At 62.4% G+C, this 23590-nt stretch carries 18 protein-coding genes; 9 read left to right on the top strand and 9 right to left on the bottom strand.

Annotation, left to right across the window (positions count from 1 at the left end; all coding sequences use genetic code 11):
- Nucleotides 1-1238: 1238 nt before the first annotated feature.
- Genes V9L18_RS12460 through V9L18_RS12445 form a run of 4 tightly spaced genes read right to left on the bottom strand, consistent with a single transcriptional unit; the run spans nt 1239 to nt 5497 of the window.
- A complete protein-coding gene (locus tag V9L18_RS12460; protein ID WP_337347484.1) occupies nt 1239-2195 on the bottom strand; it encodes a C-terminal binding protein in 957 nt (318 codons plus the stop codon).
- The gene (locus V9L18_RS12455; protein ID WP_337347483.1) at nt 2192-3448 is read right to left on the bottom strand and encodes a fumarylacetoacetate hydrolase family protein; all 1257 of its coding nucleotides are present in this window, start codon (nt 3446-3448) and stop codon (nt 2192-2194) included. Before V9L18_RS12455 ends, V9L18_RS12460 begins: the two co-directional genes overlap by 4 nt.
- A gap of 22 nt (nt 3449-3470) precedes the next feature.
- Nucleotides 3471-4247: an enoyl-CoA hydratase gene (locus V9L18_RS12450; protein WP_337347507.1), complete on the bottom strand. Its 777-nt coding sequence runs from the start codon at nt 4245-4247 to the stop codon at nt 3471-3473.
- A 17-nt stretch (nt 4248-4264) separates the two neighbouring features.
- On the bottom strand, nt 4265-5497 hold the full coding sequence (locus V9L18_RS12445) for a CaiB/BaiF CoA transferase family protein (RefSeq protein WP_443197948.1): 1233 nt from the start codon (nt 5495-5497) through the stop codon (nt 4265-4267).
- A 140-nt stretch (nt 5498-5637) separates the two neighbouring features.
- Here V9L18_RS12445 and V9L18_RS12440 point away from each other — a divergent pair, with 140 nt between their 5' ends.
- The 5 genes from V9L18_RS12440 to V9L18_RS12420 all read left to right on the top strand — a co-directional run bounded on the left by V9L18_RS12440 (nt 5638) and on the right by V9L18_RS12420 (nt 11055).
- Nucleotides 5638-6954 (top strand): ABC transporter substrate-binding protein, encoded by a 1317-nt coding sequence (locus V9L18_RS12440; protein ID WP_337347482.1) that lies wholly within the window; start codon nt 5638-5640, stop codon nt 6952-6954.
- The gene (locus V9L18_RS12435; RefSeq protein ID WP_337347481.1) at nt 6951-7919 is read left to right on the top strand and encodes a carbohydrate ABC transporter permease; all 969 of its coding nucleotides are present in this window, start codon (nt 6951-6953) and stop codon (nt 7917-7919) included. The genes V9L18_RS12440 and V9L18_RS12435 overlap by 4 nt, the downstream gene beginning before the upstream one ends.
- A 95-nt stretch (nt 7920-8014) precedes the next feature.
- On the top strand, nt 8015-8815 hold the full coding sequence (locus tag V9L18_RS12430; protein WP_337347480.1) for a carbohydrate ABC transporter permease: 801 nt from the start codon (nt 8015-8017) through the stop codon (nt 8813-8815).
- 33 nt (nt 8816-8848) lie between these two features.
- Nucleotides 8849-10378 carry an aldehyde dehydrogenase (NADP(+)) gene (locus tag V9L18_RS12425; protein ID WP_337347479.1) on the top strand — a complete coding sequence of 510 codons (1530 nt, stop codon included), beginning with the start codon at nt 8849-8851 and terminating at the stop codon, nt 10376-10378.
- 152 nt (nt 10379-10530) lie between these two features.
- Nucleotides 10531-11055: a gamma carbonic anhydrase family protein gene (locus tag V9L18_RS12420; protein WP_337347505.1), complete on the top strand. Its 525-nt coding sequence runs from the start codon at nt 10531-10533 to the stop codon at nt 11053-11055.
- Between the two features lie 415 nt (nt 11056-11470).
- On the opposite strand, the gene V9L18_RS12415 is transcribed toward V9L18_RS12420, so the two are convergent.
- Nucleotides 11471-12454 (bottom strand): ABC transporter substrate-binding protein, encoded by a 984-nt coding sequence (locus V9L18_RS12415; RefSeq protein WP_337347478.1) that lies wholly within the window; start codon nt 12452-12454, stop codon nt 11471-11473.
- Between the two features lie 352 nt (nt 12455-12806).
- Here V9L18_RS12415 and V9L18_RS12410 point away from each other — a divergent pair, with 352 nt between their 5' ends.
- The 3 genes from V9L18_RS12410 (at nt 12807) to V9L18_RS12400 (ending at nt 18921) form a co-directional block, all read left to right on the top strand.
- The gene (locus V9L18_RS12410; protein ID WP_337347477.1) at nt 12807-14846 is read left to right on the top strand and encodes a PxKF domain-containing protein; all 2040 of its coding nucleotides are present in this window, start codon (nt 12807-12809) and stop codon (nt 14844-14846) included.
- Nucleotides 14847-15054: 208 nt separating this feature from the next.
- Nucleotides 15055-16044, top strand: a complete 990-nt coding sequence (locus V9L18_RS12405; RefSeq protein WP_337347476.1) for an LLM class flavin-dependent oxidoreductase — start codon at nt 15055-15057, stop codon at nt 16042-16044.
- Nucleotides 16045-16281: 237 nt separating this feature from the next.
- Nucleotides 16282-18921, top strand: a complete 2640-nt coding sequence (locus tag V9L18_RS12400) for a trehalase-like domain-containing protein (RefSeq protein WP_337347475.1) — start codon at nt 16282-16284, stop codon at nt 18919-18921.
- Between the two features lie 44 nt (nt 18922-18965).
- Here the strand turns inward: V9L18_RS12400 and V9L18_RS12395 are convergent, their stop codons facing one another.
- The 4 genes from V9L18_RS12395 to V9L18_RS12380 form a co-directional block, all read right to left on the bottom strand.
- The gene (locus V9L18_RS12395) at nt 18966-20111 is read right to left on the bottom strand and encodes an FAD-dependent oxidoreductase (protein WP_337347474.1); all 1146 of its coding nucleotides are present in this window, start codon (nt 20109-20111) and stop codon (nt 18966-18968) included.
- Between the two features lie 21 nt (nt 20112-20132).
- The gene (locus tag V9L18_RS12390) at nt 20133-20309 is read right to left on the bottom strand and encodes a hypothetical protein (RefSeq protein ID WP_337347473.1); all 177 of its coding nucleotides are present in this window, start codon (nt 20307-20309) and stop codon (nt 20133-20135) included.
- A gap of 78 nt (nt 20310-20387) precedes the next feature.
- On the bottom strand, nt 20388-20813 hold the full coding sequence (gene panD / locus V9L18_RS12385; protein ID WP_337347472.1) for an aspartate 1-decarboxylase: 426 nt from the start codon (nt 20811-20813) through the stop codon (nt 20388-20390).
- A gap of 109 nt (nt 20814-20922) precedes the next feature.
- Complete coding sequence (locus V9L18_RS12380; protein WP_337347471.1) at nt 20923-21837, bottom strand: LysR substrate-binding domain-containing protein; 915 nt, start codon at nt 21835-21837, stop codon at nt 20923-20925.
- A 155-nt stretch (nt 21838-21992) separates the two neighbouring features.
- On the opposite strand from V9L18_RS12380, the gene V9L18_RS12375 reads away from it, so the two are divergent.
- Entirely contained in the window at nt 21993-23456 is a 1464-nt protein-coding gene (locus tag V9L18_RS12375) for an amino acid permease (protein WP_337347470.1), read from the top strand.
- Nucleotides 23457-23590: the final 134 nt, after the last annotated feature.

Raw genomic sequence — 23590 nt, 5'->3', positions numbered from 1 at the left:
TTTCCTTGGTTTCGTCTGGCAGGATCTCTGAGTACACGAACCGGGAATGGTGATCTACCGCGTGGTGCAGGAATGTGCAGCCCCGGTCCATGGGCCGGCCTTCCGCCGGCCTTCGGCGAGGTCCCGGGCCTGGGAGTTAGCTTCGCCCTGCACCCGCCCGTGGAAGGGCAGGTGGTAAGCGATCCGTGCCGGACCCCAGCGCCGGTTCGTGCGAAGTCCCAGGACGTGCCGTTCCGTGCGCACCCGGGTCCGGTGTAGGCAGGTCAGGGGCGGCGGGCTCGTGCGGTCGTCCAGGCCGACTTCACCCAGCTCCTGACAGCGGCGGACCAGCGCACTGCGGTCGGGACAGGGACGCTGAATCTTTCGGCGGCGGCGCAAGGGCCAACCATGAACAATTGCTGCGGGCCAGCTGCAGGGCACTGCGGCGCTCCCGGACCGCGTGGTGCTGGTGACGCCCAGGGATTCGACGGCGCCGTAGGATTCGGGTGCCCTCGACGCCGATCCGGGCCAGGCCACCGAATCCTCCGATCCTGGCGAGCACCGCTCGCACCGGAGTTCCGGCCTGGTCCGGGTTCCAGAGCGCCATCTTCGAGGTGGTGGGCACACTATCCGTATCTTTGATGTCGGGTGCCTGCCATCCCACGCTCGCCCGGGAAGACGTCGATAGCGAAGGCCACATACACCAACCCGGACCACGTTCTAACATACGTGAAGTCGGTGACCCACCCGGTGTTCGGCGAGCCCGCGGTGAAATTCCTGTTCAACAGATCCGGAGCCCGCTGCGGGTCCTTCTGCCCTGCCCCGGCTTCAGGGGCCGGGACGAGGCCATACATGGCTTCGTCCCGTATCAGCCGGTTCCACGGGTACTGGCCACGCCGTGGCCTCCCGGCGCAGGCAGGCGGTCATTTCCGGCCGTCCGTACAGGGACTCCAGGTTCTCCTCCGTCTCCTTCAGCGAGTGGACGATGACAGTGTCCGCGAGAGTCCGGGTGGTCGACGTCTCGATTTCTCTAGGACCCGTAAGTCCGCGGGCATCATCGCTGCCTCAAGCCCGGTACGGTTCAGTATCAGCGCCTAAACTTGATGCCGTTGGAGCCGGCCTCGTGGGTCCAACCAGGTTCACCCACGAGGCCCGCGGCTGCGTAACCCGCACGACTACTTACCTGGAACTTATCGTCCAGTGCAGGCCTCAGGACCGCATCACATCTGGTTACTCACTGTGAGCCCTCAAGGACGGCGTCACGCGACCATGCACCGGAGCGGCCGCCCTGCCCAGGCACGCTCTGCTTCCTCCGTGGCTAAACGCTGAAGGTTGGCCAGCGACGCATCCGAGAAAAAGGCGGCGTGCGGGGTGAGGAGAACGTTTTGGAAAGCGCGCAGTTCCGAACCAACCGGAAGTGGCTCCATCTCGAAAACATCCAGCGCCGCCCCGCCGATATGTCCATCGCGCAGGGATTCTACGAGGGCGTCCGGGTCAACCAGGCCACCACGCGAGGTATTGACCAGTACGGCTCCTGGACGCATTTGACGCAGTGCCTTTTTTCCGATGAGGTGATGGTTTTCTTCAGTTAGCGGTGCGTGGAGGGACACGGCGTGGGCTGATGCCAGGAGTTCGTCCAAGTCCACTGAACGAATATTGAGTTCGGCCAAACTCGAGCGGGCGACAAAAGGATCGTACGCGATGACCTTAAAACCGAACGGCTGCAGCCTTGCCGCGACCGCCCGGCCAATCCTTCCCGTCCCGACCAGGCCGACTGTCGTATCGGCGAAACCCGGCAGCGGCCCCAATTCTCCGGGCTGCAGCCAGCCGCGTTCGCGCACCGCACGATCGAGGAGGTTGATCTTGCGCAAGAGCGTCAGCAGGCTCGCCACCGTGTGGTCTGCGACAGTATCAGCACCGTAATCCGGAACATTGCAGACCCGGATTCCACGTTCCGCCGCCGCAGCGACGTCGACGTTGTCATAGCCAATGCCGTATCGAATAATGACCGAGTCCGGTTTCATCGAATCGAGCACCCGTCTGGTGATGGGTGCAAAATTTACGAGTACCACGGCGGCATCTGCCACCACTTCAATGGTCTCGTCTTCAGTGCGGCACTGGTGCGACGAGAAGTGGGCGCCCAGGCGTTCGGCCAGTTCGCGCTCCCTGTCCACGTTTCCAAAGGCCTGGTCGGTAACGACAATTGCGGCGCTCATAGCGCAGCGTCCTGATGTGTGCTGAGCAGACCACGTTCGCTGAGGTTTGCGATGAGCGACCGGATGCCAAACGTCCAATCGGGAGCATCCTCTGCGGTCGTTACTGTGTTGACCAGGGTGCCAAGCAGAGGGGTGGAGATGCTGACCACGTCCCCCAGTTTGTGCGTGAAACCCATCCCTGCTTCATCTCGGTCCTGTGTTGGCGCGAACAGGGTTCCCGTGAACAGCGCAAAGCCATCCGGGTAGCGATGATGCGGGCCATAAGCGTGATTGACGAGATCTTCGAGTTCGCGGCTCATTTCACTCATTGAACTCACATCTTCAAGGACATAACCGTCGTCCCCGATGATACGAAGGCTGACGTCCAGGCGCTTGAGCGTATCGAGATCGAAAGTGTTGTCGAATAGCCGGATAAGCGGTCCGATCGCACAGGAGGCATTATTGTCCTTTGCCTCAGTAAGGAGGAGCGCGCTTCTGCCTTCGAAATCACGCAGGTTAACATCATTTCCAAGTGTCGCGCCAACCGCAGCTCCCGTAGACGTAACTGCCAGCACCACCTCCGGTTCAGGATTGTTCCACGTTGAACGCCTAAGAACTCCGATTGGCGCCCCGGCCCCCACCGCGGATAGCACCGGAGCTTTGGTGAAGATTTCCGGGTCTGGGCCGATGCCAACCTCAAGGTATTGAGACCAGAGTCCGTGATCAATGAGGACTTTCTTAACTTTCTCCGCCTCCGGGGAGCCCGGCCGGATGCCGCTGATCGCGCCGCCGATCGCCGAGTCAATCCGTGCCCGTATCTCCAGCGCCTTACTTGCGTCGCCGGCGGCCCGCTCCTCGATAACTCGCTCGACCATGCTCTTCGCGAAGGTAACGCCTGCCGCTTTTATGACTTGCAAGTCGAATGGGGCGATGAAATGGACGGAAGACCTGTCCCCGACCATTGTCGCTTCGATGACCTGCTCCAGCGGCCAGCTCTTCCGTGGTTCACCCGAACGAACGATCTCGAGAAGATCATCCTGGTCCAGTAAGTGGGACACCGTCGGAGCGATGTGGGTAAGATCCACAACTTGGTCACCCCTCACGGCAATGACGCTGGGGCCGCGTTCAGATGGATCAAATACGCGACCAACCAGGTGCGCTGTGGTGTGGTCGTTGGGCAGAAGCGCGGGAATTCTCGGACTAATGTGCATCAATTCACTTCCTAAAGGTGGGATAAAGCGATATTTTTGGGCTTCACCGATCAGTCGTGTCACCAACCGGGTTAAGTTAATGCAGCTAGACCCCTCGCCAAACGGGGCGGCGCTTGTCCAGAAACGCTTGAACCCCTTCGCCGAAGTCCGCGCTCCCGTAGCAACTCTCGAGAACGTCGTCTGCGAATACTTCAGCGCGGGAGCGGTTCAGGCGCCTGTCGATTTCCTTCAGCCCCGCGAGGGTGAGGGGCGCTCCTGCGGCGATCCGGTCGGTTAATTCGCGCAAAACGTCGTCAGATTCTTCCCGTTCGACAACCCGGTGGACCAGACCGCCCGCTTGGGCTTCCTCGGCTGATATGAGCGTCGAAGCGAGCAGCATCGCCATGGTCCGGGACGCCCCCAGTCGGGACTGCAGGCGGGCAATAACCTGTGGCGGCAGACAATTCCCCAGCGTCCGGGCTATTGGCGCACCGAACTTTGCGTCCGGCGTTGCGATCACAATGTCACAGCATGCCGCCACGGCCAGTCCCGCGCCGACAGCTGGGCCGTCCACCAAGGCGAGGACGGGTACACGAATGTCGAGCAGCTGATTCAGGATCGCACCAACTGTGTGCTCGTAGGAAACTCCGTCCAATCCAGTGAATTCCGTGAACTGATTAATGTCCGTTCCGGCTGCAAACGCTCGCCCACCGGCTCCGCGAATCACCATCACCCGCAAGTCCGGATCAGCTTGAGCCTCGATGCAGATCTGGCGGAGGTCTTCGTACATGTCCCAAGTGAAGGCGTTGCGGCGGGATTGGTTGTCAATTTCCACCATCCAGTGAGAACCGAGTCGCTGCAATCGCACACGGGCGTGCTCCATCGCGTTCACGTGCACACTCATGCGTCCGTTTGAACTGAATAGGTCAGCTCGGTGGCTGCCAGAACTTCGTCAGTGTGCTCGCCAAGCAGCGGTGCAGCGGTCCGTATGCTTGCCGGAGTCTCGGAAAACCGAACTGGATTTCCCAGTACTTTGACCTGACCCTGTACTGCATGACTCACGGTTCGCACCATGTTACGGGCTGCAACGTGTTCGTCATGGTCCAAGACCTGCTGGTAGTTACGGATGGGCCCCGCGGGAATACTGGCTCCAAGCAGCACCGCCACCCAGTCGTCGGTGTCCCGCTCCGCCAGCCGAATTTCAAGCTGCTCTACGAGCTGGGCCCTATTAGCCATACGTTCATTATTGGTCGCGAACCGAGGGTCTGCTGCGAGCTCGGGCGCTTCCAACACCAGGCAGAGCTGCTGCCAGAAGCGATCGTTGTTTGCACCGATTGTCACGTATCCATCCCTTGTCTTCAGCGCTTGGTACGGCGCGGACATCCGGTTCGCGGAGCCCAGTGGCTGAGGTATTTCCCCAGTTGCCCAGTACTCAGTTGACTCCCACACCGAGAGGGCGAGGGCTGACTCAAAGAGCGAGGTCTCAACGTGCTGACCAACGCCTGTCAGGGTGCGGGAGTGGAGGGCTGCAAGTATGCCGGACAGGCAAAACAGCCCTGCGCCCAAATCTGCTATCGGCAGTCCGCATTTGACCGGTGGCCCGCCCGCTTCTCCCGTGATGCTCATAACGCCAGTCATCGCTTGGGCGATAAGGTCGTAGCCAGGTCGATCGGCATATGGCCCTGTCGCGCCAAACCCCGAAATGCTCGCGTAGATGATCCGGGGATTAATTCTCTGGACATCTTCGTATCCGATGCCCAGCCGTGCGGCAACACCGGGCCGCCAGTTTTGGATGACTACATCTGCGGTGCGCATCAACTCCCGAACGGCAGCAAGTCCCTTCGTTGTCTTGAGATCAATGCAAACACTGCGCTTGTTGCGGTTGAGCGCAAGAAACGCCCGGCTGTCATGCCCTTCTTCCACCTTGCCCCACGATGAGCGGGTCTGGTCGCCGGCCCTGGGATCCTCGATTTTGATAACGTCGGCGCCGAAGTCGGCAAGCATCATGGATGCGTAGGGCCCAGCCATGACCTGGGTGAAGTCCAGAACACGTAGACCGGCCAGCGAACCGCCAGTGGCGCCCTCGGGTCGGTCGGCCGGCTGCTGTTGCTGGGTTATTGAGTTAGGGCACATTTCTTTCTCCGCTTCGTAGGACTGGACATGTTGATGTGAGTTGCATCATACTCGAGATTGAATACAGTAGACCATAGCCCGAAGACAGTAGACAATTTGCGTGATGACGCGCAGAGGATTCATCCAAGGAGAGACATCCCATGACACAGCGGAAATACCGGCGAATCGGTACAACAACGGCCCTACTGGTAACAGCAACGCTTGCTCTGTCCGGGTGTGGCAGTTCCGAGGGAGCTGAGGCAACTGGAAAGGTCGCCGGGCCCATCCAGTACGGCTTTTGGGGAAATGCCGACCGGACGAAATATACAGCGGCTGTTTCTGAGTTGTTCATGGCCAAAAATCCGGGTACCAAGGTCGAACATCTCGCTTCTGAGTACCAGGCTTATATCGAGCGGTTGACGGTCCAGGCCTCATCCGGAGAGTTGCCCTGCGTGACCCAGACTCAGAGCACCTTTGCATCCACATACATGGCTGCCGGGGTGCTTCGCCCGCTCGATGACTTAATAAAGTCCGGAGCAATCGACATCTCCGGCATTCCCGAAGAGATCCTGGAGACCGGCCGCGCGGACGGCAAGCAGTACACCATTCCCGTCAGCACCTTTCTGCGACTGATTGCATACAACACGGCGATGGGCGAGGACTATGGCGTCGAACCCCTGGCCAAGTCCGGAACCTACGAGGACTATCGGAAGTGGGCGCTGCAGGCCCAAGCCAAGCTGCCGGCAGGCACTTATGCAGCCGAGAACGAGGGCGCTAATCTCTTTACGCTGTACAACTGGGTTGCCGGACACGGGAAACAGATGTTCGACGGCGGTGCGCTCGGCTTTGATCAGCAGCTGTTGGTTGAGTACTTCGAGTTCTGGGAGGAACTGCGCAAGGCCGGGGCTGCGACACCCGCTGACCGACTCGACGAGCAGTTCGGCGCCTTGGAGGTCACTCCGCTCGCCCGCGGTATCGCCCTGAGCTCCACCCGTGACATTGCGCAATTCGCAGTAGTTGTGAACACATTGAAATCCCAGGGAAAGCCGTCGGAGTTGGCCTTCCTGCGTCAGCGCGTGGAGCCTTCCGTTCAGTCCGGCAATGTGCCGGGCACCAATGGACTTTCGATCTCCACAAGTTGCGACAATGTTTCCACAGCTGCCGAATACATTGATTTCTTCGCTAATGACGTGGAAGGCGCCCAAGCGTTCCAATCAAACAACAGTATCGTCATCTCACCCGAGGGCCGGAAAGCCCTGCTGGAAGATCAGAAGACTTCCGAGACTGTTCGGAAGTCCCTTGAGGTATTCACAGAGATCACGGACGACGGCGACATCGCAGCCGCGACATACCCGTCCGGATACCAGACTCTTCAGCCTCTACTGAGGCGTCTTTATGAGAACGTTGCCTTCGGCAAGACAACCGCAGCAGACGCCGCGGCGACCTTCTTCACCCAGTCGAAGAGCGACCTGAAATGAGCCTGTCCATTAATCACCTTCGGGGCGAAGAGAAATCGGCGCCGGCAAGCAGTGCACCGCCTCCAACTTCGCTGCCGCGGAGACCCAAACACCGGGACAATCTAGCAGGCTACTTCTTCCTCTCGCCGTGGTTCATTGGCCTCATACTGATCGTCGCAGGACCGCTGCTGGCGTCCCTGTACCTGTCGTTCACCGACTACTCTGCCTTCGGTAGGCCGAAATGGGTCGGGCTGGAGAACTACATCACGGCCTTCACCGCTGATCCGCGGATGTGGGCGTCAGCCCAGGTCACCCTCACTTACGTGGCTGTGTCAGTGCCCGTTGTGTTGGTTTTCTCCCTGCTGCTGGCATCGGCGCTGAACAAAGGGCTCAAGTTCCTTGCGGGGTACCGGGCTATCTTCTACCTGCCATCGCTCATTGGTGGCAGCGTTGCCATCGCGCTTCTGTGGCGGAAGGTCTTCGGCTCGGATGGGCTTGTAAACTCTGCCCTCGGCTGGCTGGGCATAGACCATGACACGTCCTGGATTGGATCGCCTTCGTCGGCCCTATCGACACTTATCATCCTGCATGTGTGGCAGTTCGGCGCGTCAATGGTCATATTCCTTGCCGGGCTGCGTCAGGTTCCGGAAAGTCTGTATGAGGCAGCCCGTCTAGACGGGGCAGGCCGGGTTCGGCAGTTCATTTCGGTGACTCTGCCAATGATCAGCCCGATCATCCTCTTCAACGTCCTCATGAACACGATCCACGCATTTCAGGCATTCAACTCGGCCTACATCATCAGTGCCGGTTCAGGTGGACCAGCGGATTCCACGCTGTTCTTCACCCTGTACCTCTACCAGCGTGGCTTCGTCAATTTTGAGTTTGGCTATGCTTCGGCACTTGGCTGGATTCTGATCCTGGGCATAGCAGGTGCCGTTGCCGGGCTATTTGCCATGTCGCGCAAACTCGTTCACTACGGAGATTAGCAATGACCATTACGAGCAACATATCGAGGATGATCCGAAAGCCCGCGGGGCCGGCAAAACGGGGGTCTAAGTCCCACCCGCTAATAATGCACCTGATGCTGATCGCAACTGCGGCATTGATGTTCTACCCCGTTGCTTGGATGGTCAGCGCGTCACTTCGCCCCGACACCGCGATCAACAACTTCGGTCTTTGGCCAGGGGCGGACTTTACGACGGAGAACTATGCCAAGGGATGGGAGGGTGTCGCGGGAACCGGTTTCGCACAGTTCTTCATCAACTCATTAGTCGTTTCAGTGGCTGTGGTGATTGGCAACGTCGTATCGTGTGCATTGGCGGCCTACGCTTTCGCGCGAATGGACTTCGCGTACAAGAAAGTTTGGTTCGCGATCATGCTGGGAACTCTGATGATTCCCTATCACGCCATCCTTATTCCTCAGTATCTGATGTTCCGCGAATTTGATTGGCTGAATACGTACTGGCCGCTCATCGTTCCAAAACTCCTGGCCACCGATGCGTTTTTCATCTTTCTCCTGACGCAATTCTTCCGCAGCGTCCCGCGTGATCTGGACGAGGCGGCCCGCATCGACGGGGCGGGACGCTTCCGTGTGTTCTGGCAGGTGATCCTTCCGCTCTCAAAGCCGGCGCTGGCAACAACCGCTATATTCTCGTTCATCTACTCGTGGAATGACTTCTTCGCTCCACTCGTGTACTTGACTCAAACGTCAAACTTCACCGTCCCGCTTGCCCTGCGTGCAATAGGTGACGCCTCCGCCGAGTCCGCGTTCGGTTCGCTGTTCGCGATGTCGCTCTTGTCCCTCCTGCCTGTTATTGGCGTCTTCATCGCCTTCCAACGACTGCTCGTCACCGGCATCGCCACGACAGGAATGAAGGATTAGCCCCGCCATGCAAGATTTAGAAAGGATCACACTATGACGACTATTGCTGGGACCAGCCCGTACACGGGCGAACTTCTCGGAACCGCGACAGATGCGAGCACAGCCGAAGAGGTCGAGGCCGTCGTCGGGAGTGCGATGGAAGCAGTTGCGTACTTGGACCGGGCTGGAAGATCAGGCCGGGCTGCGCTTTTGCGGGCCATGGCCGGCGGGCTCGAAAGCAACAGCGGAAGCCTCGTAACCATCAGTGACCAGGAGACGGGCATTGGCGTTGAGCGCCTGTCGGGCGAACTCAGGCGCGCGGTGTTCCAGTTGAGGTTTTTCGCCGACGTCGTCGAAGAGGGCAGCTATCTGGAGGCGGTCATTGACCTTCCCGCTGATACTCCCATGGGCCCGCGTCCGGATCTTCGCCGGATGCTGGTTCCTCTCGGTCCCGTTGCCGTCTTTGGGGCCAGCAACTTTCCCTTCGCCTTTTCGGTGGCAGGAGGTGACACGGCCTCTGCCTTGGCGGCGGGTTCACCTGTGGTTGCGAAGGCTCACAGCTCTCATCCGGAAACCTCACGTATGTCTTTTGAGGTCATGTCGGCGGCCGCCGCTTCGATCGGCGCACCGGAAGGTGTTCTCGGCATCGTTTACGGACAGCGGGCGGGCGCCCTTCTGGTGTCACATCCAGATGTGAGAGCCGTTGGATTCACGGGCTCAGTGAGCGGCGGTCAAGCGCTGATGGATCTCATTGCACAGCGAGACAGGCCGATACCGTTCTACGGCGAGCTCAGCAGTCTCAATCCGTTGATCGTTTCCCGGACAGCGGCGCTGGAGCGTGGCAGCGAGATTGGCGCTGGCTTGGCTGCATCCGTCACGATGGCCGCCGGTCAGCTTTGCACAAAGCCCGGAGTGATTTTTGTCCCCGCGGGAGCTGAAGGTGACCGGCTTGTGGCTGTGTTCGCAGAGAAGCTCGCCGCGGCGCCCGTTTCCCCGCTCCTCAACCAGCGGATCTTTGACAGTTACGGAGAGATTCTCAGCACGCTCGGCGCAGTCTCCGGAGTCACACGGTTGGTAGCCGGTCCTGATCCCTCGGAGGGTGGTTTTCGGGTAGCCCCCGCGCTCTACAGCATCAGCGCGAAGGACCTAAGGAAGGATACGGCAGAAGAATGCTTCGGCCCGGCTTCCCTGGTGGTGCGATACACAGACCACGCCGAGCTGCTTCAGGCCCTCGAGCTCGTCGAGGACTCCCTGACCCTGACGATTCACATCGGGGAAAACGAAGCTGATTTCACTGAGCAACTGACCAAGGTGGGCCTGTCCAAGGTTGGCCGCATGGTTTACAACGGTTACCCCACTGGAGTTGCCGTTAGTTGGGCGCAAACCCACGGCGGTCCTTGGCCTGCAACGAACTCAGTCCACACTTCCGTGGGAGCCACAGCCATTCGGCGTTTTCTAAGGCCTATGACTTGGCAAAATGCGCCGGTGTCGGCGCTTCCCGCCGAGCTACGTGATGGATCTTGCCTTGTGCCCACCAGGATTAACGGAAGAATCTCAATGCCGGACGGCTATACAGAAAAATGACCGTGGTCTGGCTGACGGTACAGCACACCTAGAGCTCAAGAACCGCTCCGCCATTGGGTGACCTCCCAATAGCGGAGCGGTTTGCTTGAACAATGTCAGCCCTTTATGCCATCTTCTACATTGCCTGGCACGAACGCAAAGGACAGCTTGCCATGACAAATATTCACGGTTATGACGGAAAAAGCCCCGAGCTCCACGGAAGTGTTTTTGTCGCGCCCACCGCATCCATAATTGGGGACGCCCATTTCGCTGCGGATTCCAGTGCATTTTACGGAGTGGTGGTGCGTGCAGACACCGCTCCAATATGGGTTGGCACGGGCAGTAACCTTCAGGATAATGTCGTGCTTCACGCTGATCCGGGTTTTCCCGCCGCTATCGGCGCGGGCGTGAGTATCGGACACGGTGCAGTCGTACACGGCTGCACCGTCGAAGATGACTGCCTCATCGGGATGGGAGCAATCGTACTCAACGGAGCCATCGTCGGCGCTGGATCGCTTGTCGCCGCCGGCGCCGTCGTTCTAGAGGGAACCGTGATTCCCCCGCGATCGCTGGTTGCAGGCGTCCCCGCGAAAGTACGGCGCGCGCTCACTGCCGAGGAGTTCGCAGGGGTCCAGGAGAATGCCGCCCGTTATGTTGAGCTCGGGCGTGAGCACCGCGTGCTACATACCCCAATCTAGTCTCCGCACCCGGAGTGGGGGATACGACGCGAATTCGGAAGTTGGGGTTAGTACGACTCTGGGAACTGCCAGCATGCAGCCGAGGAGGAGCAGCGGCCCTAAGTGACTTTGGAGTCCGCCATCTGGTCCTGAGCGGGTGAAGCCTGCAGGTCTTTGCCCGGTGACGGATGTGCCGCCGACAAGGAAAACGCCGAAGAAGCCGAGGTCGTGGCCTTCGCCGAAACCGGCCGTGTCAAAGAAGACCTCAGGGCCGCGGTCTTTGTCCCCATCTGGCCAGACTATTGCCAAACCCGCCAGGAGTGCACTTTGATGGCCATGAAGCACCTGGACGGCTGCTTCCCCGGCGGCCGCACGTAACATGAGCAGCAGAATCCCCGCCTCGCTGGAGCAAGGCGGGGATTCTTCGTCGGCGGGCCTACTTCTTGGGAAGGCCCGCCGGGTTCAGTTCGGACTTCTGGATGGCCTCTGATGACAGGCCCCAGCGGTCCAGGATTTCGGCGTAGCTGCCGTCTTCGATCAGTTGGTTCAGGGCTGCCTGGGCGGCGACGGCGAGGCCGTTGCCCTTCTGGGTGGTGAAAGCGATTTCGGCTGTCAGCGGCCAGCCGCCGTTGAGCGTGCCCACCTCTTTGGTCTTGCCGTCCTTGGCCGCCTTGTAGGCAGCTGCGGCATTCGGGCCGAACGTCAGGTCCGCGCGCCCGGACTGCAGCGCCAGCGTGGAGGCCGAGTCGTCGTCGTAATACTGGAACTCGACCGGCGCGAGGCCCTTGGCCTTGTTCTCTTCGTCCCAGCGCACCAGGATTGCCTCCTGGTTGGTGCCTGAGCCGACGATGATGCGCTTGCCGGCAACGTCTTTGGCTTCCTTGATGTCGCCGATGGACGAGTCAGTCTTGGCGTAGAAGCCGAGCAGGTCGTTGCGGTAGGTGGCGAAGTCGAACTTTTCCTTGCGCGCCTCCGTGACGGTGACGTTGGAGAGGACTGCCTCGTACTTGCCGGATTCAACGCCAAGGGGCCAGTCGGCCCACGCCACCGGAAGTACCTCGACGGTCAGGCCCAAAGTCTCGCCGACCGCGTAGGCGATGTCCACCTCGCTGCCGATGAGCGTCTTGTTGTCCGTTGCGAACAGGCTTAGTGGGGCTGTGCCGCCGGTGGTCACGACGGTGAGTTTGCCGTCTGCCTTGATGGCGTCGGGCACCAGCGCGGCGGCTTCGGCGTCCGCGCTCACTTTGACGCGGTTTTGCTCCGGGGCCAGGTTGAACGTCTTGCCGGCCGCGGTCACCGTAGAGCCCGACGACGGTGCTGACGCCGCCGTTGCGCCCGGGTCCGAGCAGGCGGCCAGCGCCAGAAGTGTGGTGATTGCAACTGCTGCACCGGCAGCCTGCCTTGCCTTGAGTGTTGCCATGTTTGCCCCTAGAAAATTGCTTGATTGCTGAACGGATCGTTGTTCTTGGCTGCAACTATCCGGCAGTCCCCGCGAGGGAATCAAAGCTTCCGAAACCCGGAGATACAGGGCGTAACTGCAGTTAATCGGGCGTACGGTGCGGTCATATTCAGGGGCATTCGGAGTACTCACAGCATGTGTTTTGGCGGCGTCGCCCGGGCAAACCAAGTAGCGCGCAAAAACGGGTCCGGGAAAACGAGTACTCGTCCCCGAAAGACGGGTGTGGATTACGCGTGTGCTCGCCGGGGGGTGATCCCTACGGTGGGACTACGGTGCGATCGGAACGGCTGCACCGCGGATGAGGGAGGCCATCATGAAGTATTCAGAAGTAATCCAGGACACGGGGCCTGGCAAGATTTTGCTCCGCCGCGCCGGGGTCAGGGCTGCGGCCACCCTAGCGGCCGGAAGCCTTCTTCTCGCGAGTGCGGGGGTGGTTTATGCGGACACGATCAACAACACCCTTGATACGACCGTTGATTCAGTTGCGGAGGTTATGCCCCTCAACGTTGGCGGGGCCAACGGAACCACGCTGCTGGCCCTAACCCCCACGAACGGTGACGGAAAGAACGGCTGTAACCTCACAGGATCGACCGTTCTCACCCTAAATATCGTTTCGAGCAATACTGCAGTGGCGACCATCGCTACGCCGCAAGTGTCTTTCACAGCCTGCAGCGATACGCCGACGGTACGTGTGCAGCCCGTTGCGGTAGGTTCAGCCACAGTGACCGCGACTGTCGCCTCCAACACCTCGGGGGGCACCTTTAACCTCGTTGCTGTTCCGTTCCGAGTAGAGGTGGCCCCTCCGGCCAACACAGCACCTGTCCTGTCGATCAGCGGGGTTACCCCGGGCGCCTCTTATGCGAAGGGGACTGTTCCCGCTGGGGTCTGTCACGTGACGGATACCGAAGACGGCAACAGCTCCTTCCCCGCAATCCCCAGCGCCATCACCGGCGATGACGCTGCCACCGGGATCGGGTCCCAGACGGCCAGCTGCAGCTACACCGACGGTGGCGGCCTGACGGCCACAAGTTCCGTGACCTACAGCATCGTCGATGCCACGGCCCCGGTGATCAGCTACACCCTCAGCCCCGCCGCGGCGGACGGGCTGGCGGGCTGGTACAGGAACTCTGTCCAGCTGACCTGGACCGTCACCGAGCCGGATTCACCCAGCACGCTTCAGCTCGTCGGCTGCGATGACACTCTGGTCTCCACCGACCAACTGCCCAACGACTACTCCTGCTCAGCCACCAGCGGTGGCGGCAGCGCCGGTCCGGCCACCGTGTCCCTCAAGCGGGATGGGACCGCCCCCACCGTCAGCTACGCCGACGCCACAGGCACCCTGGGCAACAACGACTGGTATGTCTCGGACGTCGTCGCCCGGTTCACCGCTACGGATGCAACATCCGGCCCGACCTCGGCCTCCCAGCCGGTGACCTCCAGCGGCGAAGGATCAGCCGTAGCCGTCCAGAGCCCTGAATTCGCGGACGTAGCGGGCAACACCACCGCCGCCGGCGCCGCGAGCCAGTCGTTCAAGATCGACAAGACGGCACCGGAGGTTTCCTACACCGGAGCCGCTCCCGCGCCCAACTCCAACGGTTGGTACAAGAACGACGTCGAAGCGACGTTCACGGCAACCGATACGGTGTCCGGGCCGTTGGAGGCAACCAAGAAGGTAACGTCCTCCGGTGAGGGCGAAGCCGTCGAGGTGGCAAGCCCTGCGTTCGAAGACCTCGCCGGCAACGTTCGGGAGGCTGGCGTGGCAACAGCCAGCTTCAAGATCGACAAGACAGCTCCGACGGTGAATTTCAGCTCGCTGCTGGCCGACAGCTACTACGGTTCCACTCCGGCAGCCCCGGGCTGCGTCGCATCCGACAGCCTTTCCGGGCTTGCCGGAAGCTGCACAGTCAGCGGCTACGAAACCACAGTAGGCACGCACACCTTGACTGCCACCGCCACTGACAACGCAGGCAACACCACCACGATCACCGATGACTACGAGGTCAAGGCCTGGACCCTGAAGGGCTTCTACCAGCCCATCGACATGAACGGCGTGTTGAACACAGTCAAGGGCGGCAGCACCGTACCGGCCAAGTTCGAAGTGTTCGCCGGCGCAACTGAGCTCACCGATCCAAGCCAGATGTCGTTCTCGATGGCGAAGATCTCGTGCTCCCCGGTTGTCCCTACTGACGAAATTGAAACGACTGCAACCGGCAATACGTCACTCCGTTACGATGCAACGGCGGGCCAGTTCATCTACAACTGGAAGACTCCGACGGGCGCCGGCACTTGCTACCGGCTCACGATGAAGGCGTCCGACGGCAGCACCATGAGTGCCAACTTCAAGCTGAAGTAGGAACCAGCCAACAGCAGGGCCCGGCCGCGAGGCCGGGCCCTGCTGTATGCCCCTGGTCGGCGTGCTCCTGAGCCGCCCCGCATAACGGTGTGGGCCACCCCACCGCAGCTAGCAGAAATAACGCAGGCGCCGCCGTCGTTGTCCACAGTGTGCCCGCCGCAACCCGGCCGGCCCACCCTACGCAACGCATTGAAAGGCCGGCACCGACGTGACTCTTCCCCTCTCCATTCTTGACCTGGCAACCATCGGAAGGGGCCAGAGCGCGGCGGAGAGTTTCGCGGGCAGCGTGGCCATCGCCCAGCGCGCAGAAGAACTGGGCTACCGGCGGATCTGGTACGCCGAGCACCACAACATGTCCTCCATCGCCTCTTCAGCTACGAGCGTGCTGATCGCCCACGTGGCCGCGCATACCCAGACGATCAGGCTGGGCGCCGGCGGCATCATGCTGCCCAACCACTCGCCGCTGACCATCGCCGAGCAGTTCGGCACCCTGGAGACCTTGCACCCCGGCCGGATCGACCTTGGTCTGGGCCGAGCCCCCGGCAGCGACCAGAACACCATGCGCGCACTGCGCCGGGACCCGATGTCCGCCGACAGCTTCCCGCAGGACGTCCTGGAACTGCAGGGCTACCTCACAGGCCCCACCCGGATCCAGGGCGTGGAGGCCACCCCGGGCAAGGGGACGAATGTGCCGCTGTACATCCTCGGCTCCTCGCTGTTCGGCGCTCGGCTGGCCGCCCAACTGGGCCTCCCGTACGCTTTCGCCTCGCACTTCGCGCCCAACGCCCTGCAGGACGCCGTTGCCGTTTACCGCCGTGAATTCAAGCCCTCAGCCCAGCTTGACGCACCTCACGTGATCGCCGGCGTGAACGTCATCGCTGCGGAATCCGCCGCGGATGCGCAGGCAATGCTGCAGGCCACCAAGCGTGCCCGCGTGTCCCTGTTCTTCGGCGGTGGACGCGAGTTCACGGACGACGAAGCTGACATGATCCTGGACTCACCGCAGGGCCAGCATGTGTCCCAAATGATGACGTACTCCGCCGTCGGCACCCCGGATGCGGTGATCGAATACCTGGATGAGTTCGGTAAGCACGCCGACGCCGATGAACTGATCGTCGCGCACCAGAGCACCGGGACCGAGGCCCGGATCCGCTCTGTGGAGCTGCTGGCTCAGGCCGCCGGCCTGGCACGGGTCTAGCCGCCCCGCCGTCGGGCTCTAAAAGGCTGCCGGGCGTGACGCCGATCCTTTACCCACTTGCGTGACGTTTACACACTTGCAACCAGAGGGACTTTCGGGCGAAACGGCACGGGCGGAGAATAAAACTGCCCCCTCTGGAATTCCATCTGGACTTCCGGGGAGGGGCACCACCCGGAAGTCCGCAAGGTAATCCAGCGGCTGCTTTTCCGGGCCGGGTTCCGCTCGAAGGGTTTCCTCATGCCTACTCCGCTAAACCAGAGTGTGGCTGATTCTGCGCTGCTGACCAGGTCACTTCCGCTGGGCCTGCTCCGGGCGTTCGTCCAGTCGGACGGGGCGGACGAAGGCTTCACTCCCAGCCTGCTGGCCGAACTCAAGGTCCTGGCCCGGGTCCCCGGGCTTCTGGTGGCCTGCAACTACGGCGGAACGCTGTGCGACGCCGAGGGCATTTCCACTGAGACGCTGCCGCTGGGGAGCGCCGCCATCGCACTCCGCGCCCTGGCCGCGCTGCCCAACACCCACGCCGCCGTCATCTCCGGCCGTTCGCTCCGCGACCTCGCCGCAGTGTCCCGGCTGCCCGCGGAAGTGCACCTGATCGGCTCACATGGTGCAGAGACTGACATGGGGTTCGCCCACGTCCAGAGCCTTGCCACCGAAGCCACCCTTCAGAAGGTCAGCGTCTCCTTGTCCGAGGCCGTGGGCTTCCAGAAAGGCATTTGGATCGAACGGAAGCCCGTGGCGGTCTCCGTGCACACCCGGCCCGCCGCGCCGGACGTCGTGAAGACTGTGACGGAGACGGCGCGGGAGATCGCCAGGGCTCACGGGATGTTCTTCATCATCGACGGCTCAGTGCTGGACCTCTCGATAGTGGAACCCTCCAAGGCCGAAGCCCTGGAAACCCTCAGGTCCCGGCTGGGAGCCAGCGCAGCGTTGTACGCAGGGGACGCGTACAGCGATGAGCTGGCGATTGCCACGCTCCGAGGCCCGGACATGGGCTTGCGTGTTGGCCCCGGGGAGACCCGCGCGGCGCACCGGCTGCGGGATCCTGAGTCCTTCGCCCGGGTGCTGGCCATCCTCTTCGAACTCCGCCGTGCCTGGCTCTTCGGCGAGGACGCCGTGGGACTCGAGCGGCACTCAATGATCGGCAACGGAGCCTCCACCGCTTTGCTCACCCCGGATGCAAAGATCTGCTGGATGAGCCACCCGCTGCCGGATTCAGGGTCGCTGTTCGCCCACATCCTGGGCGGGGACGCCGCCGGCCACTTCTCCGTGGAACCGCTGAAAACATCGCAGGTGCTGGGGCAGCGCTACGTGGACAGCACCATGATCGTCGAAACCCGGTGGGCCGACGTCACCGTGACGGACTACCTGGAACCGGCGCCGGAAGGCATTACCAGCCTGGTCCGCGTGCTGTCCGGAACCGGGGCGGCCAAGATCGTGTTCGCACCGCGGCCGGACTACGCCAACGCGCCGTTCAGCATGGAGATCCGCGGCGATGAGCTGCACGTCGTGGGCACGTCGGATCCGATTTTCCTTTTTGCCCCCGGCGTCAGCTTCACGGTCACCTCGGACGGCCGTCACGGCACCGCCACTGCGACGGTCAACCTGCAGGACGGGCCCGTGGTCCTCAACCTGCGCTGCGGGGACACCGAGCCTGCGGCGGAGCACCCAGGCGGGGAGAACGACCGGCGTGCCTGGGTGGCGCTCCACTCCCGCCAGTGGGTGCAGGACCTGGAGCTGCCTTCAGTGAAGCCGTCGCTGGTCCGTCGCTCAGCATTGGTGCTCCGCGCACTGGTACACGAGCCCACCGGCGCCGTGCTGGCCGCGCCCACCACTTCCCTGCCCGAAGGGATCGGTGGGACGAGGAACTGGGACTACCGGTACTGCTGGCTGCGGGACGGGTCAATGACGGTGAACGCACTCGTGGACCTTGGCTCCACGGCGGAGGCGGAAGGATTCCTCAGCTGGCTTGGCCGGATCCTCGAACATGCGCCCGGCCCGGAATGGCTGCATCCGCTGTACTCCGTCACGGGGGCGCCGCTTTCCACGGAGGCCGTCATTGACAGCCTTCCCGGGTACGCAGGGTCCCGCCCTGTCCGGATCGGAAATGCCGCAGACCACCAGGTCCAACTGGATGTTTTTGGCCCCATTGCGGAGCTCATTCACGCACTCAGCGAACGCACCGGGGTGCTCCGGGACGAGCACTGGGAACTGATGGTGCAGATGGCCGCCGCCGTGCTGGCCCGTTGGCATGAGCCTGACCACGGCATCTGGGAAGCCCGCAGGCCGCCGCGCCACCACGTCTACACGAAAGTGATGTGCTGGGTGGCGCTGGACCGGGCGCTCCGCACGGCCGCGCGGCACGGCAGGGCACCGGAACCGTCGTGGGAGCCCACGGCGCAAACCATCCGTGAGGAGGTCCTGCGCGAGGGCTGGGACGACTCCGCAAAGTCCTACACTGTGGCCTACGACAGCCCTGACCTCGATGCTGCCGTCCTGCACATCGGGCTCTCCGGCATGCTGGACGTCAGGGACCAGCGCTTCCTGGACACCGTCACGGCGGTGGAACGCGAACTCCGCGTCGGGCCCACCGTCTTCCGGTACAGGTACGACGACGGCCTGCCGGGTTTGGAGGGCGGGTTCCACATCTGCACTACCTGGCTCATCGAGGCTTACGTTGCTGTGGGCAGGATCGAGGAGGCCTGGGACCTTTTCGACCAGCTGGTGAACCTGTTTGGGCCCACCGGATTGCTGCCGGAAGAGTACGATCCCGGTACGGAGACCCACCTCGGAAACCACCCGCAGGCTTACTCGCACCTGGGCTTCATCCGCTGCGCCCGGCTGCTGGACCAGCATCAGGCAGGCGCCCGGGTTCCGTAGCACCTCCGTTCCGTGGGGCCGGCGCGGGGCTAGGAGGCGCGCAGCTAGCGGGCTGCGGAAAAGATCTTTGGCGCAGGCCGCGTGCCCGTAGCCAGGTCCGCGAGGATCCGCCCCACTACGGGCGTGAACTTGAAGCCGTGCCCGGAGAAGCCGGCGCCGATGACTACGGGCCCGATCCGGTCAAGGACGAAGTCCTCATCCGGGGTGGTGGTGTACGTGCAGCTGATGGCTTCGAGGGAATCGGCGTCCACGCCGGGCAGCCAGGTCCGGGCGTAGTCCTGCAGGGCCGCGAGCTGGACGGGTTCGGGCAGGAAATTCCGCCGGTCCGGATCCACCTCCGGGCCAACACCGTGCCAGCCCGCCTTGATGCCCTCGCCTGGCGTCTGCATTCCGTAGACGGGCGAATACCACTGTTTGTAGGCCGGGCCGCTTCCGGGCACGTGGTTGAACCCGGGCCACACCGCGCCCTCATCGGCTACGCGGAAATGCGCCGGCTGTTCCTGCGTGACCCTGAGCCGGGGCATCCGCAGCTTTCCGCTTCCGGCGGCTCCGGCCAGGAGCTTCTCCGTCCAGCCTCCCGCCGTCACCACGGCTTGGGCAGCGGTCACCACTTCGATGCCTCCTGACGAGCCGGGGCCGGACTCCAAGGTGAGCCGGACGCCGTCGTCCATGATTTCCAGCCCGACCACCTTGGTGTGGTGCCGGATGTCAGCTCCGCGGGCAGCGGCGAGCCGCTGGAAGGCGGGGAGCGCTGCCTCCGGGTTCAGCTGGCCGCCGTCGGGCATGTAGAGGACCTGCTGGTCGAACCGGATGCCGCGCCACCGTCCGGCCGCCTCCTCGGGACTGAGGAACTCGGCGTGGATACCCGCCTGGGTGAGTGCTGCCTGCACTTGGGGGAGCAGAGGATCAGGGCCGTGGTTGACGATGCCTGTGCGGGTGAGGAGTTTTTCGCCGGTTTCCTGCTCCAGCTCGTCCCAAAGCGCCAGGCCTTCAGCGAGCATGGCCACATAGTCCGGCCGGTAGTAGCCGGGGTTCAGGTTGCGCGTGGTGCCGTGCGAAGCGCCGATGCGGTGACCAGGCCCGAACTGTTCCAGCAGCGTGACCTGCCGGCCGCGGCGGGCCAACGCCCAGGCGGCGGCCGAGCCCATGGCTCCTCCGCCGATCACCACGGTATCCAGGATTCTTCCCATCTGTTCCTCCTCAGGTTCGGGTCAGGCCAGCAGCAGCGCTACGCCGATCATGGCAGGCACGGCCACCACCGTTGTCAGCCGCCACCAGCAGGCCCAGCCCCGGAAACCCACAATCGTCGGATTCCTCAGGATCATCACCACGAATCCCAGCGGCGTGAAGATGGCCAGCTGGAAGATCAGCAGGGGCGCCGCGAACACTTCCTGCCCGCGAGTACGCCTAACAAGGATTGACTCCTAAGGCGCAGCGCCAGTCCGGGCTAAATCTCACGCTCCTGGTTACAGGACAGCGTTATTGAGGGCGAAAGGGGGGCGCATCAGTCCCGGGGTGTGGCCCTCGGCGGGGTCGTTTCCGATTTGGACAATCTGGTTGTCCTGATCCACATGGACAACCTTCGGGTTGTAGGCTTTCGCTTCTTCCGTGGTCATCTGGGCGTAGGTGATGAGGATGACGATGTCGTTCTCATGCATCAGGTGCGCGGCCGCCCCGTTGATGCCAATGACCCCTGAGCCGCGTTCGCCGGCGATGGTATAGGTCTCCAGGCGTGCGCCGTTGGTGACGTCCACAATGGCAACAAGCTCGCCGGGCAGGATGTCGGCAGCGTCCAACAGGTCCAGGTCAACGGTGACCGAACCTACATAGTGCAGGTCAGCGTGCGTGACGGTGGCCCGATGGATTTTGGACTTGAACATTGTGCGATTCATAACCCGATCAGTCTAGCGTCGGGGTGCGGATCGCGCAGTGACGCAGGAAACACTGGCGACCGGGGCGTCATGGAGCCCCGCCCGTGGCGGGAATATGCCCGGAAACCCTTTAGTCGCCGTCGTGATTCCGCACCGACTCCGCGGTAATGGCCAGTGTCTCGCGGGCTGCGAGGATGGCGGGACGCTTGGCGCTGGAGCGGCGCACCGAGGTGAAGATGGTGCGGTGCGGGTTACCGGGCAGGTCCAGCAGCTGGGCTGTGGTGCCCCGGCCGGTCCAGACAAGGTCCGGCATGAGGGCAACGGCATTCCCGGACTCGATGAGCCGGATCTGGGCCTGAAGGTCGGCGGTCTCATAGCGAACATCGGGCTCGAAGCCGGCACTGCGGCACGCCTGCTCAGCCCAGTGCCGCGATGCCGCGCCGCGCGGCTCCATCACCCAGGCGAGTCCCGCCGTGTCCTCTATCGAGCTGATCCGGGGCCGGCCCGGGGCCTCGGGTGGGACGGCGAGCCGGATCGCATCGGTGGTTAGCTTGATGCGGTCCAGCTCCGTGTATCGTGGTGCGGCGTGGCCTGGATACTGCTCGGCGATCACCAGGTCGAAATCCCGGGCCCACGTCTCGTGCAATGCCGTTTCGGGCTCCCGCTGGATCATTTCGATCCGTACCTCCGGGTACGCGGTGGACATCCTTGAGAGGGTTTCCGGCATCAGCGCCAGAGCCGCGGACTGGAACACGGCGATGCGGACAGTGCCGGTGACGGTTGTGAGGGAGGCTGCCAGGTCCGCTTCGGCCTGCTCCAGCGTCTCGAGGAGCTGCGCCGTGTGGGCCACCAGGACTTCGGCCTGTGGTGTGAGCTGGACGCGGCGGCCGGTCTTGCGGAGCAGTTCGACCCCGGCTTCCTTTTCCAGCAAAGCCAGCTGCTGGGAGACCGACGACGGGCTGTACTGAAGCGCCTCGGCCACCTCGGCCAACGTGCCCCTGATCTTCAATTCGCGGAGCAGCCTGAGGCGGCGGACATCGAGCATGGGAGATTCCTTGTTGAATCTAATGAATACTGATTAGAAGTAGTCACTTTATCTAACGCAACCACGCTTGCATACTGTTGTAGCTGAGTTACCCCCGTCACAGCTGGCACTTTAGGCGCCGCGATGGGGCCGCACCCCCAACCCAGGAGTTCCTGATGAGCACCAGAGATATGACCCAGTCGGTCATGAGGCGCAAGCCCCTCGACGACATTGAAGAAGAAAACAAACACAGCGGCCTGTTCAAGTCCCTCGGGCTCTGGCAGCTCACGGCCATCGGCGTCGGCGGCATTATCGGCGTCGGTATTTTCTCGCTTGCCGGCTTGGTTGCGGCAGGCAGTGAAGAAAACCCGGGTGTGGGGCCTGCGGTTCTTATCTCGTTCCTTATCGCCGGTCTGGCGTCCGCGGCGGCAGCCCTGTCCTACGCGGAATTCGCCGGCATGATCCCGCGGGCCGGGTCGGCCTACACCTACGGCTATGTTGCGCTGGGCGAGGTGATCGGCTGGTTCATCGGCTGGGACCTGCTGCTCGAATACATCGCGATCGTCGCAGTCGTTGCCATCGGCATTTCCGGGTACCTGGAAGCCTTCCTGTCCGGCATTGGCATCCATCTGCCTGTCTGGATGACCTCGACGGCGGATGAGGGCAAGGGCGGCATCATCAACATCCCGGCCATCCTGGTCTGCCTCCTCGTCACCTGGATCCTGTCCCGCGGTACCAAGGCCTTTGGCCGGTTTGAACTCGTGGCGGTCGCCATCAAGGTCGTCCTGATTCTCTTCATCATTGGCTTGGGCATCTTCTACATCGACACCAACAACTACAACCCGTTTATGCCCAGCGGATTCGGCCCGGTCCTTGCCGGCTCAGCTACCGTGTTCTTCGCGGTCTTCGGATACGACGCCATGAGCACCGCGGCGGAAGAGGCCAAGGACGGCAAGAAGCACATGCCCAAGGCCATCGTCCTGTCCCTGATCATCGCCATGCTGCTCTACGTCGCGGCCACCCTGGTCCTGACTGGAATGCAGAACTACAAGGACATCGATCCCGCTGCTGGCTTTGCCTCTGCCTTCACCAGCGTGGGCCTGCCCGTCATCGCCACCATCATTTCTGTCTTCGCGGTCCTGTCCATCCTTACCGTGATGCTGACGTTCCTCCTGGGTGTCACCCGCGTTTGGTTCTCCATGAGCCGCGACGGCCTGCTCCCCGGCTGGTTCGCCGGGACGGACAAGCACGGAACCCCGCAGCGGGTCACCTGGATCGCTGGAATCTCCTCGGCCCTGCTGGCGGGCGTATTCCCGATCAAGGCGGTCGCCGACCTCACCAACATCGGCATCCTGGCCGCTTTCGTCGTGGTTTGCCTGGCAGTGATCGTCTTCCGTTACAAGAAGCCTGACGCACCCCGTACGTTCCGCCTGCCCCTGATGCCCTTCATCCCGGCATTCGGTGTCCTCGCCTCCACCCTGCTCATCTGGCAGCTGCCGGCTGACACCAAATGGCGGTTCCTCGTCTGGCTGGTCATCGGCCTGGCCATCTACTTCTTCTACGGGAAGAAGCACTCGCTGATGAACCCCAACAGCCCGCGCCACCAGGAACTCGAGGAGCTCCACCGCCCCGTCGGCTAACCACCGGGCCACCATCCCCCGTTGCTCTATCACCTAGGGTCCCCAAGCACATGTTTTGGGAGCCAATGGTGATAGAGCAACGTGTGTTTAAGGGCTAAAAAAGAGTTGGCTTTACTAATCGGTATTGCTTAGAA

The organism is Pseudarthrobacter sp. CCNWLW217 (assembly GCF_037203985.1).
Lineage (GTDB): Bacteria > Actinomycetota > Actinomycetes > Actinomycetales > Micrococcaceae > Arthrobacter.
The sequence above is the reverse complement of the archived record's forward strand: the minus strand, read 5'-3'. Positions and strand labels throughout refer to the sequence as shown.

Bases quoted from the DNA above. Each gene is read 5' to 3' on its own strand.
- V9L18_RS12460 (WP_337347484.1), bottom strand. From the start codon at position 2,195: ATGAGCGCCGCAATTGTCGTTACCGACCAGGCCTTTGGAAACGTGGAC.
- V9L18_RS12450 (WP_337347507.1), bottom strand. From the start codon at position 4,247: ATGGAGCACGCCCGTGTGCGATTGCAGCGACTCGGTTCTCACTGGATG.
- V9L18_RS12445 (WP_443197948.1), bottom strand. From the start codon at position 5,497: ATGTGCCCTAACTCAATAACCCAGCAACAGCAGCCGGCCGACCGACCC.
- V9L18_RS12440 (WP_337347482.1), top strand. From the start codon at position 5,638: ATGACACAGCGGAAATACCGGCGAATCGGTACAACAACGGCCCTACTG.
- V9L18_RS12435 (WP_337347481.1), top strand. From the start codon at position 6,951: ATGAGCCTGTCCATTAATCACCTTCGGGGCGAAGAGAAATCGGCGCCG.
- V9L18_RS12430 (WP_337347480.1), top strand. From the start codon at position 8,015: ATGCTGATCGCAACTGCGGCATTGATGTTCTACCCCGTTGCTTGGATG.
- V9L18_RS12425 (WP_337347479.1), top strand. From the start codon at position 8,849: ATGACGACTATTGCTGGGACCAGCCCGTACACGGGCGAACTTCTCGGA.
- V9L18_RS12420 (WP_337347505.1), top strand. From the start codon at position 10,531: ATGACAAATATTCACGGTTATGACGGAAAAAGCCCCGAGCTCCACGGA.
- V9L18_RS12415 (WP_337347478.1), bottom strand. From the start codon at position 12,454: ATGGCAACACTCAAGGCAAGGCAGGCTGCCGGTGCAGCAGTTGCAATC.
- V9L18_RS12410 (WP_337347477.1), top strand. From the start codon at position 12,807: ATGAAGTATTCAGAAGTAATCCAGGACACGGGGCCTGGCAAGATTTTG.
- V9L18_RS12400 (WP_337347475.1), top strand. From the start codon at position 16,282: ATGCCTACTCCGCTAAACCAGAGTGTGGCTGATTCTGCGCTGCTGACC.
- V9L18_RS12395 (WP_337347474.1), bottom strand. From the start codon at position 20,111: ATGGGAAGAATCCTGGATACCGTGGTGATCGGCGGAGGAGCCATGGGC.
- panD (WP_337347472.1), bottom strand. From the start codon at position 20,813: ATGAATCGCACAATGTTCAAGTCCAAAATCCATCGGGCCACCGTCACG.
- V9L18_RS12380 (WP_337347471.1), bottom strand. From the start codon at position 21,837: ATGCTCGATGTCCGCCGCCTCAGGCTGCTCCGCGAATTGAAGATCAGG.
- V9L18_RS12375 (WP_337347470.1), top strand. From the start codon at position 21,993: ATGAGCACCAGAGATATGACCCAGTCGGTCATGAGGCGCAAGCCCCTC.